Annotated in this window: 13 protein-coding genes; 9 read left to right on the top strand and 4 right to left on the bottom strand. The window is 31.9% G+C overall.

Features of this window, described 5'->3' with window-relative positions; translation table 11 throughout:
* The first annotated feature begins 151 nt into the window (after nt 1–151).
* The 4 genes from A9601_RS11855 to A9601_RS11840 all read left to right on the top strand — a co-directional run bounded on the left by A9601_RS11855 (nt 152) and on the right by A9601_RS11840 (nt 4,827).
* Nucleotides 152–1,954 (top strand): proline--tRNA ligase, encoded by a 1,803-nt coding sequence (locus A9601_RS11855; protein ID WP_011818017.1) that lies wholly within the window; start codon nt 152–154, stop codon nt 1,952–1,954.
* 26 nt (nt 1,955–1,980) lie between these two features.
* Nucleotides 1,981–2,418, top strand: a complete 438-nt coding sequence (gene psb27 / locus A9601_RS11850) for a photosystem II protein Psb27 (RefSeq protein ID WP_011818016.1) — start codon at nt 1,981–1,983, stop codon at nt 2,416–2,418.
* Between the two features lie 81 nt (nt 2,419–2,499).
* Entirely contained in the window at nt 2,500–3,810 is a 1,311-nt protein-coding gene (locus A9601_RS11845) for an adenylosuccinate synthase (protein ID WP_011818015.1), read from the top strand.
* A 15-nt stretch (nt 3,811–3,825) separates the two neighbouring features.
* Nucleotides 3,826–4,827 carry an adenosine kinase gene (locus A9601_RS11840; protein WP_011818014.1) on the top strand — a complete coding sequence of 334 codons (1,002 nt, stop codon included), beginning with the start codon at nt 3,826–3,828 and terminating at the stop codon, nt 4,825–4,827.
* Nucleotides 4,828–4,832: 5 nt separating this feature from the next.
* Here A9601_RS11840 and cutA read toward each other — a convergent pair whose 3' ends face one another.
* Together cutA and A9601_RS11830 are read right to left on the bottom strand one after the other, a co-directional pair.
* The gene (gene cutA / locus A9601_RS11835) at nt 4,833–5,138 is read right to left on the bottom strand and encodes a divalent-cation tolerance protein CutA (RefSeq protein WP_011818013.1); all 306 of its coding nucleotides are present in this window, start codon (nt 5,136–5,138) and stop codon (nt 4,833–4,835) included.
* A gap of 13 nt (nt 5,139–5,151) precedes the next feature.
* A complete protein-coding gene (locus tag A9601_RS11830; protein WP_011818012.1) occupies nt 5,152–5,949 on the bottom strand; it encodes a precorrin-6A/cobalt-precorrin-6A reductase in 798 nt (265 codons plus the stop codon).
* Nucleotides 5,950–5,977: 28 nt separating this feature from the next.
* Between A9601_RS11830 and A9601_RS11825 the strand changes: the two genes are divergently transcribed.
* A complete protein-coding gene (locus A9601_RS11825; RefSeq protein ID WP_011818011.1) occupies nt 5,978–6,403 on the top strand; it encodes a single-stranded DNA-binding protein in 426 nt (141 codons plus the stop codon).
* Between the two features lies 1 nt (nt 6,404).
* Here A9601_RS11825 and A9601_RS11820 read toward each other — a convergent pair whose 3' ends face one another.
* The gene (locus A9601_RS11820) at nt 6,405–6,587 is read right to left on the bottom strand and encodes a hypothetical protein (RefSeq protein WP_041484592.1); all 183 of its coding nucleotides are present in this window, start codon (nt 6,585–6,587) and stop codon (nt 6,405–6,407) included.
* A gap of 41 nt (nt 6,588–6,628) precedes the next feature.
* Between A9601_RS11820 and A9601_RS11815 the strand changes: the two genes are divergently transcribed.
* From A9601_RS11815 to A9601_RS11805, 3 genes are all read left to right on the top strand, one after another.
* Nucleotides 6,629–7,159, top strand: coding sequence for a DUF2854 domain-containing protein (locus tag A9601_RS11815; RefSeq protein ID WP_011818009.1), 531 nt, complete (start codon nt 6,629–6,631; stop codon nt 7,157–7,159).
* Nucleotides 7,160–7,222: 63 nt separating this feature from the next.
* Entirely contained in the window at nt 7,223–8,074 is an 852-nt protein-coding gene (argB, locus tag A9601_RS11810; protein ID WP_011818008.1) for an acetylglutamate kinase, read from the top strand.
* 3 nt (nt 8,075–8,077) lie between these two features.
* Nucleotides 8,078–9,187, top strand: coding sequence for a DUF3153 domain-containing protein (locus tag A9601_RS11805; protein ID WP_011818007.1), 1,110 nt, complete (start codon nt 8,078–8,080; stop codon nt 9,185–9,187).
* Here the strand turns inward: A9601_RS11805 and priA are convergent, their stop codons facing one another.
* Entirely contained in the window at nt 9,188–11,464 is a 2,277-nt protein-coding gene (gene priA, locus A9601_RS11800; protein ID WP_011818006.1) for a replication restart helicase PriA, read from the bottom strand.
* A gap of 320 nt (nt 11,465–11,784) precedes the next feature.
* Between priA and rpoD the strand changes: the two genes are divergently transcribed.
* Nucleotides 11,785–12,969, top strand: coding sequence for an RNA polymerase sigma factor RpoD (gene rpoD / locus A9601_RS11795; RefSeq protein WP_011818005.1), 1,185 nt, complete (start codon nt 11,785–11,787; stop codon nt 12,967–12,969).
* The last annotated feature ends 4 nt before the right edge of the window (nt 12,970–12,973 follow it).

Genomic DNA, 12,973 nt, shown 5'->3' with positions numbered 1-12,973 from the left:
GTAATGAACTTTTTAAAAAGTTTGAGCTTTATTACAGAAGAAGTTAGCAGAAAGAATATTCTTAGACTAGTCGGGTTGAGGGACTCAAGACACTTTAAATTGTTTTTTCATCTTAATTGATAAACTTAGATATTATTAAGGATTTTTCTGTATGCGCGTGACAACCTCATTTCCTCTGGGGACACTTCGTGACACACCTTCTGAAGCTGAGATTATTTCACATCAATTACTCTTAAAAGCTGGGTATATTCGCAGAGTTAACAGCGGTATTTATGCATACATGCCACTAATGCTTAGAGTTATTGAAAAAATATCCGCAATAATAGAGAAAGAACTTAATAGTATTGGTTGTACAAAATTACTATTACCCCAACTTCATCCTGCAGATTTATGGAAAAAAAGTGAAAGGTGGGAAGGATATACCGCAGGTGAAGGAATAATGTTTAATCTCAAAGATAGACAAGGCAAGGAATTTGGTTTAGCACCAACTCACGAAGAGGTGATCACGAGTATTGCATCAGAGACAATAAACTCCTATAAGCAATTACCTCAATGTTTTTACCAAATTCAGACAAAATTTAGAGATGAAATAAGGCCAAGGTTTGGATTGATGAGAAGTAGAGAATTCATAATGAAAGATGGTTATTCTTTTCATTCTTCACAAAACGATTTAGCTTCTTTCTATGAAAAGGTGAGCAATGCTTATGAAAATATTTTTAAATCTTGTGGACTTCAGACAGTAGGGGTTGAAGCTGATAGTGGAGCAATTGGCGGTGCTTCATCTAAAGAATTTATGGTCACTGCTGATGCTGGGGAAGATTCCATTTTGTTCACTCAAAGTGGTTCTTATGCTGCCAATATCGAAAAAGCTGTTTCTCTACCCTCTCAACCTATTCCACTTAAAGATAATATTCCAGAGTGGTTGGAAACACCTCATCAAAAAACAATTCTAGAAGTTTGCGACAATAACAATTTAGACCCAAGTCAGATTATTAAAGTAGTAATATTCCTTGCACAGTTCGAAGGTGAATTTAATGTCCCAATTCTTGCATGCATAAGAGGCGATCAACATATTAATGAAGTAAAGCTTTTTAACTTAATCAATAAACTCAATCACTTCAATCTCCTTAATCTTAAAAAGATTGAAGACAAAAAAACTATCGAAAAAAATCTAGTTGATTTACCCTTAGGTTTTATCGGTCCAGATTTAGATAACAATACTATTAAAGCTATTTCTAATTGGGAAAAACAATGGACAAGAATAATTGACCATTCTGCAAGTGACCTTTCAAAATTTATAAGTGGTGGGAATAAAGTTAATTTCCATAAAGTTTTTCAAGAATTTTCTTTTGATTCGAAAGACTATCTGATTGGGGATATCAGGAATGCCAAAAAAGGAGATAAGATAAGTGTTTATGATGATGAAGAACTTAAAGAAAAAAAAGGTATCGAGATTGGACATATTTTCCAACTAGGTCAGAAATATAGTGAAAAATTAAATGCAAAGTTCTCTGATAAGGACGGTCAGTTAAAAAATTTATGGATGGGTTGTTACGGAATCGGAGTGACAAGAATAGCTCAAGCTGCTATCGAACAGAATCATGATCAAAAAGGAATTTGTTGGCCTATCCATATTTCTCCTTTTGAAGTTATTATTATTCCCACAAACCTAAAAGATCCTATTCAAAGTGATCTTACTGAGCAAATCTATAGCAATTTTTTAATTAATAAAATTGATGTTCTTCTTGATGATAGAAACGATAGAGCTGGAGTGAAATTTAAAGATGCGGAATTAATTGGTATTCCTTTTCAGATAATTATTGGCAGAGATTCTATTAATAAAGAAGTAGAACTTTTATGCAGAACAAATAATACTAAGCTTAAAATAAGTACTGATAAATTGTTAGAAACATTTATTTCCGAATCTGAAATAATGTACAATAAAAAGTCTTGAGTCTTATTTTTATTGGGAGCTAAGTTATGTTACTGAAATGGGCATCAAAATTATTTTTTAAGAATCTTACTAAAGCTATATCTTTTGCAATATCCTTAATTGTTGTTTTTACACTATTTAGTTCCCCTTCCATAGCAGCAAAAACCGCTATGACAGGAGACTATACAAAGGATACAATTTCAGTTGTTAAAACATTACAAACAGCTGTTGATACTCCAAAAGATTCTCCAAATAAAGATGAAGTAAGAAGCGAGGCTCTTACACTCATAACTGACTATATTTCCAGATATAGAAATAGAGGAATGGTAAATAAAACGCAATCATTTACCACTATGCAAACAGCATTAAATGCTATGGCAGGTCATTACAAAAACTTTGCAAGTAGACCTTTACCAGATAAGCTTAAAGAGCGTTTAACCAAAGAATTTTCTCTTGCTGAAAAAATGGTTCTAAGAGAAAGTTGATACAATTCATTTACTTTTTAAAAGTAAACCAAGATTTTTGAATATATTAAATATTCGCACAAAAATAATGCTCTTCTAAAATTGGCCAATGTTGTTGTAATCGGAGCCCAATGGGGTGACGAAGGAAAAGGTAAAATAACGGATTTACTTAGTCGTTCGGCAGATGTTGTCGTTCGCTATCAAGGGGGAGTAAATGCAGGTCATACAATAGTGGTAGATGATAAAGTCTTAAAATTACATTTAATTCCCTCAGGGATACTTTATAAAAATACTTCTTGTCTAATTGGTTCGGGAACTGTTATAGATCCAAAAATCTTGCTTAAAGAAATTGACATGCTAATTGATAATGGAATTGATATCTCAGGATTAAAAATTTCATCAACATCACATGTAACAATGCCCTACCACCGAATATTAGATGAGGCGATGGAGGCTGATAGAGGTTCAAACAAAATAGGGACAACAGGTCGTGGAATTGGCCCAACTTATGCGGATAAGTCACAAAGAAATGGCATTAGGATAAGAGACTTGCTCAATAAAGAAAGGCTAAGTGATGTGATCGAAATTCCATTAAGAGAAAAAAACGGTCTTCTAGAAAAAATCTATGGCATAAAACCACTTAAATTAGAGGATATTGTTGAAGAATACCTTGACTATGGGGAAAGATTATCAAAGCATGTTGTTGACTGTACGAGGACTATCCATGCAGCCTCAAAAAACAAGAAGAATATTCTTTTCGAAGGTGCTCAAGGGACTCTACTTGACTTAGATCATGGTACTTATCCTTTTGTTACCTCATCAAACCCTATATCAGGAGGGGCATGTATTGGGGCTGGAGTGGGTCCAACTTTAATCGATAGAGTCATAGGTGTCGCAAAAGCTTACACCACAAGAGTAGGTGAAGGGCCATTCCCAACAGAACTGCAAGGGAGTATTAATGATCAACTCTGTGATAGAGGCAGTGAATTTGGAACCACTACTGGGAGAAGGAGAAGATGTGGGTGGTTTGATGGAGTTATTGGTAAATATGCTGTATCTGTAAATGGTCTTGATTGTTTAGCCGTTACAAAACTTGATGTGTTAGATGAGTTAGATGAGATTCAAGTTTGCATTGCATATGACCTCAATGGAGAGGAAATAGACTACTTTCCTACAAATTCAGATGACTTAAAGAAATGTAAGCCAATCTTCAAAAAATTAAAAGGTTGGCAATGTTCAACTGCAGATTGCAGAAAACTATCTGATCTCCCAGAGAATGCTATGAATTATCTAAGATTTTTAGCTGAATTAATGGAGGTTCCAATTGCCATTGTCTCGTTGGGGGCAAATAGAGATCAAACCATTGTAATTGAAGACCCAATACATGGTCCTAAAAGAGCACTGCTAAGGTAATTTAGTTCCAAATTAATGAAGGAATCCTTTAGACATTTTGAACATAAAAAAGTTGATCTCATTGGTCTGGGCAACGCAATAGTAGATATTATTGTAAATATTGAAGATGAGTTTCTTGAGATAAATCATCTTGATAAAGGATCAATGAATCTAATAAATTCTGATGAATCACAGAAATTGTTAGAAAATTGCAAAGTGATAAAACAAATTTCAGGTGGGTCCTCAGCAAATACCGTGGTTTCTTTAGCAGAATTAGGCAATCATGTGCAGTTTATAGGGAGAGTGAAAAATGATCAATTTGGGGATTTCTTTTCTGACGATATAAAAAAAAGTAAGACTATATTTAATACTCCACCAACTATTGAAGGTGCTCCAACAGCTCATTCAATCATTTTGGTAACACCTGATGCCCAAAGAACTATGTGCACTTACCTAGGTGCATCTGTAGAGTTTGAACCAAAAGACATTGACTTTACTGTAATTAAGGAAAGTAAATACTTATATTTAGAAGGATATTTATGGGACAGCGAATTAGCTAAAAAAGCTTTTATTAAAGCCGCCCAAATTGCAAAACAATCTAGTACAAAAATAATCCTTTCTTTGTCTGATTCATTTTGTGTAGATAGACATCGTGAGAGTTTCTTGGAATTAATTTATGAATACGTAGATATTGTTTTTTGTAATGAATCCGAGGTGTTAAGTCTATTTAAAAATGATAAATTAGCAAGCTGCCAAGAAGACCTATCTTCCTTATGTGAATTAGTCATAGTAACTCTTGGAAGCAATGGTTCTCTCATAGTTAACAAAAATAATATTGAAATAATTGAGTCAATAACGAAAGGCAAGATTATTGATACTACAGGAGCGGGAGATATCTATGCGGGAGGATTTATCCATGGATTAATAAACAATTGTTCCCTCAAAAAATGCGGAGAGATAGCTTCAATTTGTGCGGGGCAAATAATTACGCAATTAGGATCTAGATCGGATATTGATCTTAAAGAGTTAATAAAATAGATTAATCAAATAGTCTTATTCAACCAATCATAATATTTCATCTCAGCATGGTATTTTTTGTAAATAATCTGAGGGACATCATATGTGGAATTTTTATTTACGAAATCAATTAAACAATCTTTAAATTCAAGTTTACTTTTTATTGTGATTTCAAACTCTTTAGTTTCTTCAATATCATCATCCCACTTATAAATTGAAAAAATTTGCTTTATCGAAACACAAGCTGCAAGTTTATTTTGTATTAGTAATTTAGCCATTCGCAAAGCATTTGCGTTACTTGATTCAGTTGTGATCATAACTAATACTTCCATAATGAATTAAACATCAATATTTTTTAATTATGTGATTTATCAAATTGTGATATTGATCAAAAGAGTAAGAATAATCATTTTTAACTTTCGGCCTTTTAACCAAAAATAACTTCATCTTACTTCCAGAAACTATACTCTCCCAGTTTTTCTGAGAATAACTTCCAGATTCTCTGCATAGAACATAATCTATCTCCCAAAAATCACAAAGTCTTTTTTCTAAAATGCTATTATTATTTTTACTCGGTTCAAGTATCGCTATGTTGGAATTTTTAATACATGATCCAAAAGCTTTAGTTATACTCTCATAAGTTGGAAGAACCCTTGTAAATACATTTGCTTTACAATTCATATAATAACTAGCTGTCTCGTTAAGGAATCTTGATCCTATTGCAAGAAGAATATTCTTATTTGCTATATCAACATTATTTATATCCTTTAAATGATCAATATAAAAAAAATTATTAGTGTTATTTATTAGAGATTTCCTCTCAAATAGTAAAAGAGGTGTATTAATTTCTTTACATGCATTATTAAGATTTTTAGAAATTATTATGGCAAAAGGATGAGTAGCGTCGACAACGCATGTGATTTTATTTTTATTTATGAAATTAATTATTTGATCTTTATTATTTAATTTCCCCGTAATGATATGTAACTTTGGATTTTCGATATAAGCTTGCCCTGCTTTATAAGATAAAACACTTGCAAAGACTGAATAATTAAGTTCAAGAAGCCTATTAGCTATTACAGGTCCATCCGAAGTTCCTGATAGGATCCAAACATTTTTATAGCAATTTCCTGGATTCTGCATCAGTATGTCTTTAATTAAATAGTAAGTAATGAATCATTGTTTAATTCAGGCGGTCATTAATAGCGCTCCCCAAATGAGGTATACCAAAGAAAACCAAACTCCAATTGCAGAAATGATTGTTAATTTTAAAGGATTACGTAGTGAAGATCCAACCAGAAATCTCAAGATCATAGGATGGGGAAATATTGCCCAAGAAATGGTAGATGAACTAAAGGAGGGGCAAAATATTGTTATTGAGGGACGTCTAAAGATGAATTCTGTCACTAGAAAAGATGGAACAAAAGAAAAACAACCAGAACTAACAGCTTCAAAAATTCATCAAATATCGCCAGTTGATGTTATTAAGTCTGATCAAAAAGAAAATAATGAGTCATATGAAAATAAAGAAACCGCCAAAAAATCTAGTTGGGATAGTTCACCTTTAGTACCTGAAGTGGACGAAATACCTTTTTAAATCAAATATCAACATTATTTTCTTGAACACTTATAATTAATTTGCTTATTTTTCTTTCAAGCGCGGCAAGTTCGCTTCTGATTTCTGGCCATTTACCCTTATCAAGATTTTCTAGTAGCCATGCTCTATCTTGATCAAGTTTAAAAATTAAATCTCCTTGATTTACAGTATTAGAATCTTGCACAATACTTGTTAGCCCATTCAAACTCATTCTACTAAATCAAAATGAAGAAATACTTATCGCCTGGAAACTTAATCGTAACCGCTGGGGGTATATTAGCTTTTGTTGGAATGACTGCTTATTTTACAGACTCAGTAAATTTAAGTGTACCTACTTTTTTTTATGGAGTACCTATTTTCCTAATTGGCTTAGGCTTAAAGACTTCCGAAATACCTCCTGTAGAGTTATTTGACAAGACAAATTTTGCGACAAATAAATTTAATAGACCAAAAGAACTAACAGCATTAGTTAAAGATGTTACAAGATGGAGGTATGGGATAAAAGCTCATCTTGAATCGTCATTAGAATCTTTAAATTTGTGGGACGAGGATAACCCCCCTCAATTAAAAGAAATAGAAGAAATTACAAAGGAAGAAAAAAATGGTCTCAGAATGCGTTTCGTATTAAACGCTGTTCCTCTAGAAAAATGGGTTGAAAAACAAGAAAGATTAAATAGGTTTTTCGTCAAAGGTCTTGAATCAGAATTTATTATGGACGATAATAAAAAAGAATTTGATTTTATTCTCTTTTATTGAATATAGGGATATATTTGTAAAAACCTAATTTCTCAATTCAATCAAGTTTTATAAATTTTAATAATGAATGATTCTCAAAGAGTATCAATATTAAGCGAAGCACTTCCATATATACAAAGTTTCTCAGGTAGAAAAATTGTTATCAAGTATGGTGGTTCTGTTATGGAGAATGATAATTTAAAAAATGCTTTTTTTAGAGACATTGCACTTTTATCAACCGTTGGTGTTTGTCCGATAGTAATTCATGGAGGTGGACCAGAGATTAATAATTGGTTAAGGAAATTAGAAATATCTCCTAAATTCGAAAATGGATTAAGAATTACTGATCAAAAAACAATGGAAATTGTCGAGATGGTCCTAATGGGAAGAGTTAACAAAGAGATTGTAAAAGGGATTAATAAAACTGGATCCTTAGCTGTGGGAATATCAGGTCTTGATGGCAACTTAATTCAATCTAGAGAACTAGGAGATGGTAGCCATGGGTTAGTAGGAGAGGTTACAAAAATCAATCCTGAAATATTAGATCCTCTTATTTCTAAAGGATACATCCCAATTATTTCTAGCATTGGATCAACTTTGGAGGGTATTTCCCATAACATTAATGCAGATTTTGTTGCTGGAGAAATTGCTGCTGCAATAAATGCAGAAAAACTTATTCTTCTTACTGATACTCAAGGAATTTTAAAAGAAAAAGATGACAAAAATAGTCTTGTTGCAAAAACTAATCTCAAAGAGGCAAGAGATTTTATTGATAAAAAAATTGTGACTGCAGGTATGATTCCAAAGACAGAATGCTGTATAAGAGCTTTAGCCCAAGGAGTCAAAGCAGCTCACATAATTGATGGACAAATAGAACATTCATTACTTCTTGAGATTTTTACAAATTCCGGAATAGGTACAATGATAGTCGCCTAACCCATGAAAACTTATGAGCAAGTTTTAGAAAAAGTAGAACTTGCTTTAGCTAAAGGTGAGTATCATCATTGCATTGAATTTCTTTTGCCCATAATCGAATCATTTCCTTTATCAAGCAAAGAGGGAGTAAATTTAAGAACAATCTTAATTACTGCTTTATGTGGTATCAATAAAAGGGAGGAGGCTAAAAGGTTTTGTAAAGAACTTCTAAAATCTTACGATAATAAGACTAGAGAAAATGCAAAATATTTGATGGAAGTTATAGACTCTCCTGATATTAAAAAGCCAGAAAATTGGAATGTACAGTTTGAAAGCGACCCATCACTCAATAAAAAATCTCTTAACTCACTGCGCAAAAAAAGAGAAGTATTGAAGAAAAAAAAATTTATTAATGTAACTGAGACACCAACTGGTGAAACAAAACCCTTTCAGAAAGGCTTTTCACTGATCATTTTTTTAATACTATTATTATTAATTCCACTTTTAAGTGGCTGCGTAAGAATTGAGGATACCCTTGATCTTAGTGAACTTGATTCAATAACTAATAATTTAGTGATAGAGAGTAAATATATAAAGAAATTTCCTTGGCAATTAAAATTTGAAGAGAAGATGAAAGATATTTTTCCTGACGCAGAAATTGAACAAGACGAATCAACCTTTTCTTTGAAACATAAAAATCTCAGTTTAGAGGATACAAAGCAAGTTCTTAAAATCACCCAAAATACAGCTGGAGAGTTAGCGGGAGAGCCAACAAATATAGAAATTAATACTACTCAAAAAAACTTCATTTTTTTTAAAAAATACTTTTACAAGTTAGATTTGGATCTAAATTCTATTAAAGGCATTGATAATTTAGAACTCATTTTCAAAATTATCAACCCTAATAAAGCTATCCTTACCGATAAAAATAATTCAAATATAAAAATCACAAAAAATCTAATAATTTGGGATTTAAATCAAGGGCAGATAAATAGTCTTGAATTTTCTTTCTGGAGCCTCAACAAACTCTTGATTGGGATATCTATTATTTTAATAATTATAATATTGGCTTATTTATTAAGATTCTATAGATTTAAATTAGGTTCAGATTTACCTCAACTTCCATCAAACTAATTACAACTCTGCTGGATTAACATCTATTGTTAAAAAAACATTTTTTGGAATTAGTTTCCATAATATTGATCTATCAGGTAAAGGTATCTTTGTTCCTTCAGGACCATGTATTAATATCTGCCATCTAAATTTTTTTCCGACTTTAGCTATTAAACTAGGGGCAGGACCAATTAATTTCCAGTTCTTTTTCTCACAAAAACTGAGTAGATATTTTGCTAATTTTATTGCAATTGACTCAGTTAATTCATAATTTTCTCCTGATAATTTAAGTAGGCAAATTGTGCAAAATGGAAATAAATTAGCATCCTTTCTCAATCTAGAGTTTTCAATTAAGAATCTTTCATAATCTCTTTTTTGAAGATACGAAATCACCGGGTGGTTAGGTTTATATGTTTGAAAAATTACTTTCCCTTTTTTTTGTGCCCTGCCGGCCCTTCCTGCTACTTGCAAAAATAATTGTAATGATTTTTCTTCTGTTGAAATATCTGGGCGATGAAGCAACCCATCTGCTGCAATAACAACTGAAAGAGTAATATTGGGGATGTCAATACCTTTTGCCAACATCTGAGTACCGACAAGAATATCAGCATCACCTTTAGAAAACTTTGAAAGAATATCTCTATGACCATCCTTTCCTGAAGTTGTATCTCTATCAAAGCGAAGTACTCTTAAGTCAGGAAATTCTTCATTTAAAAATTCTATTACCCTTTGCGTACCAATTCCAAAAGGTTTGAAAGCAGTCGAATGACAATCTGGGCAACGATTGATCAATCTTGATTTATGATCACACCAATGACACCTTAACCATTTTTTTCCTTGTGATCCTAGATGAACTGATAAAGGAACGTCACAGTTGGGGCAATTTATTAAATATCCGCAATTTCTACAACTTAAAAATCCACTATGCCCCCTCCTAGGGATTAAAATTATTGCTTGCTCTTTTTTTAAGCGTAGTTGAGGAAGCAATTGTAATAATTCATTGGAAAAAATTTTCATATTTCCCATTTTGAACTCATCCCGCATATCAATAATTTTTATTTCAGGAGTCTCATTACTGGATATCCTTTGAATCATTCTTACCAATTTAAAATTCCTTTCAAAAATACACTTTTTCCAAGTCTTCATTGATGGGGTTGCACTCCCAAAAATTAACTTTGCAGAATTCCTTTTTACTATTTCAATAGCAATCTCTCTTGCGTCATAGCAAGGCATAGGACTATCTTGCTTATAAGAAACATCATGTTCTTCATCCATTATTATTACTCCCAGATTTTTGATTGGAAGAAAAACTGCCGACCTTGTACCTATTACTATTAAAGGTTCATTAGATTTAATAATTTTCTTCCAAATTAAAGTTCTATGCTCGGGAGAACAATTACTATGATATTCGTAAACAACATTATTAAATCGCCTACTAAACCTATCAATAAGTTGAGGAATTAATCCAATTTCTGGGGCTAGTATCAAACAACTTTTTTTCTTAAGAAATTGATCTTCAGCAATTCTCATATACACTTCTGTTTTACCTGAACCTGTTTCGCCCCAAAGAAGTAATGCATCTCCTGGTTTCATTGTTAGAAATTCTTGAAATGCAATTTTTTGCTCATTTGTAAGATTTGGTTTTTTCGTTGCGATATGATCTTTTAAAAAGGAATTTAATTTACTATTTATATTTTTTTTTCTTCTAGATTTAACAAGATAATTTTTACTGACCATTGAGTTAATTAGTGTGTAATTAAAACCAGACTTTATTAATTCACTTTGCCAATTACCTTTTTTAGATAAAGTATCCATTAAAAAAAATTCTTTTTTGGTTAATCCATTTTTCTTAATATCAAATTCTTTTTTAGTTTCAATCCATATTTGATCTTTTAATCCTTTAGAGAAATTTTTATATTTACCAATCCAGCCAGGAGGAAATGCAGTTTTAAACATTTTTAAATTACTAACCATATAAAAAGAGGCTAGGAAGTCTATCAATTCTCTCCAAGATTCATCAATTATTTTTTTCTGCAAAATACTTTCAACAAACAAATATCTTATGCTTTTTCCTCCAGTAATATTTGATTCATCATTATTGATTGTCGAAAAGTCTTTTTTGGAGATTACCAACCCATTCAATAATCTCCCCCTTAGTCTGACACTTACAATATCTCCAACTTCTGCTCCAAGATTATTTCCATCTAAATAGTAAAAGCTTTCATTACCACTACCTATATCAAGCAAAATTTCCAATTTATAGGAGATATTTAATAACTGATTACTTGCCGGCTTCAAAACTTTTTCTTAGTATTGGATTGTTGAACATTCCACAAAGTGTTTTTTGCACATTGTAAGTATCCTGCTCTTAAGGGAGACATGAAGCTCTGATCATTGACTGAAAATTCAAAAATGATCTGCCTGTCTGAGAAATCCCAAGACTTTTTACTTTAGGTAATCTATAGCACTATTTAAATTTTTCAACAATTTAGAAAACTTTTCTTATTCTCATTTTGTGAAAAAGTTTTTAAAAATTAAGGGGACTTTACTACTAAATGTTCAAATTAGCCCTAAATAAAATTTTATCTAGTTAAATTCACCGTAGAAAGGAGTCAATTATGTGTCCAGTAGCAGCAGAATCAAAGAATTCCAAGCCTAGTTCAAAAAAAAAGATCAATAAAAAAATGAATACAAATTTAGAAACAGTAGTTGAAGAAGATATTAATAAAAATAATCAAACTTTACAGACATCTTCTGAGTCAAACGAAAGCAATATTGAAAATAACAATAATGAATTTAGTGATTCTGAAGAAGAAGATAAAGGGCTAGGGAATATAAAACTTGGGCCAAAGGGTATCTACACTGAAGATTCAATAAGAGTTTATCTCCAAGAAATTGGAAGAATTAGACTTTTAAGACCAGATGAAGAAATTGAGCTTGCAAGAAAAATTGCTGACTTACTCCAATTAGAAGAGCTAGCAACTCAATATGAGTCAGAAAAAGGACATTTCCCATCTGTAAGAGAATGGGCCGAGTTAATAGATATGCCTCTTGCCAAATTTAGAAGAAGGCTTCTCTTAGGGCGGAGAGCTAAAGAAAAAATGGTTCAATCAAATTTAAGATTAGTTGTTTCCATTGCTAAAAAATATATGAACAGAGGTTTATCATTTCAAGATTTAATCCAAGAAGGAAGTTTGGGTTTAATTAGGGCAGCAGAAAAATTCGACCATGAAAAAGGTTATAAGTTCTCTACATATGCAACTTGGTGGATTCGCCAAGCAATTACAAGAGCAATTGCGGATCAAAGTAGAACTATTAGATTGCCAGTTCACTTATACGAGACAATATCCAGAATTAAAAAAACCACAAAAGTTCTTAGCCAAGAATTTGGCAGGAAACCTAGTGAAGAAGAAATCGCTGAGAGTATGGAAATGACAATCGAAAAATTAAGATTTATAGCTAAAAGTGCGCAACTTCCTATTTCTTTAGAAACTCCAATAGGGAAAGAAGAAGACTCAAGACTAGGGGACTTTATAGAGGCTGATATAGAAAATCCAGAGCAAGATGTTTCCAAAACTTTACTAAGAGAAGATTTGGAAGGAGTATTAGCCACTCTTAGTCCAAGAGAAAGAGATGTTCTCAGATTGAGATATGGAATTGACGATGGAAGAATGAAAACTCTTGAAGAAATTGGCCAGATTTTTGATGTGACGAGAGAAAGAATTAGACAAATAGAGGCAAAAGCTCTAAGAAAACTTAGACATCCAAATCGAAATGGGGTTTTAAAAGAATATATAAAATAAAAAA

This window comes from Prochlorococcus marinus str. AS9601 (assembly GCF_000015645.1).
In the GTDB taxonomy this organism is placed as follows: domain Bacteria; phylum Cyanobacteriota; class Cyanobacteriia; order PCC-6307; family Cyanobiaceae; genus Prochlorococcus_A; species Prochlorococcus_A marinus_O.
This window is presented reverse-complemented; position numbering and strand designations above follow the sequence as displayed.

Coding starts and splice junctions, on each gene's coding strand:
- A9601_RS11855 (WP_011818017.1), top strand. CDS start 152: ATGCGCGTGACAACCTCATTTCCTCTGGGGACACTTCGTGACACACCT.
- psb27 (WP_011818016.1), top strand. CDS start 1,981: ATGTTACTGAAATGGGCATCAAAATTATTTTTTAAGAATCTTACTAAA.
- A9601_RS11840 (WP_011818014.1), top strand. CDS start 3,826: ATGAAGGAATCCTTTAGACATTTTGAACATAAAAAAGTTGATCTCATT.
- cutA (WP_011818013.1), bottom strand. CDS start 5,138: ATGGAAGTATTAGTTATGATCACAACTGAATCAAGTAACGCAAATGCT.
- A9601_RS11830 (WP_011818012.1), bottom strand. CDS start 5,949: ATGCAGAATCCAGGAAATTGCTATAAAAATGTTTGGATCCTATCAGGA.
- A9601_RS11825 (WP_011818011.1), top strand. CDS start 5,978: ATGAATCATTGTTTAATTCAGGCGGTCATTAATAGCGCTCCCCAAATG.
- A9601_RS11815 (WP_011818009.1), top strand. CDS start 6,629: ATGAAGAAATACTTATCGCCTGGAAACTTAATCGTAACCGCTGGGGGT.
- argB (WP_011818008.1), top strand. CDS start 7,223: ATGAATGATTCTCAAAGAGTATCAATATTAAGCGAAGCACTTCCATAT.
- A9601_RS11805 (WP_011818007.1), top strand. CDS start 8,078: ATGAAAACTTATGAGCAAGTTTTAGAAAAAGTAGAACTTGCTTTAGCT.
- rpoD (WP_011818005.1), top strand. CDS start 11,785: ATGTGTCCAGTAGCAGCAGAATCAAAGAATTCCAAGCCTAGTTCAAAA.